The organism is Streptococcus suis (genome assembly GCF_002964045.1).
Lineage (GTDB): Bacteria > Bacillota > Bacilli > Lactobacillales > Streptococcaceae > Streptococcus > Streptococcus suis_U.
On sequence record NZ_POPB01000599.1, the window covers coordinates 1 to 302 of the forward strand.

The 302-nt window shown below is 37.7% G+C and carries 1 protein-coding gene; it reads right to left on the reverse strand.

Annotated features, from left to right (window positions below; genetic code table 11):
* Positions 1-297, reverse strand: a 297-nt coding sequence (locus C1E99_RS13070) for a beta-galactosidase (RefSeq protein ID WP_193441823.1), incomplete at its 3' end; no start/stop codon positions are given.
* Positions 298-302 lie beyond the last annotated feature (5 nt).

Consider the following 302-nt stretch of genomic DNA (forward strand, 5'->3'; position numbering starts at 1 on the left):
CCACTCCGCACAAATATAAGGGGAAGGACGTACAATTGCATAAAGCCCTAATTCTTGAGCCAATTTCAAAAATCGCTCAATATCCAATATACCCTCGTAACAAAACTCACCCTTTCGAGGTTCATGCATATTCCAAGGGACATAGGTTTCAACCGTATTAAAACCAAGGGCCTTTAAGTTATACAAAGAATGGTACCAATCATCAGGATGGACACGAAAATAATGAATCGCGCCTGATAAAATCTTAAAGGGTTCACCGTCCAAATAAAATTGGTCTCCAATATAAAATTCTTTCATTTCTT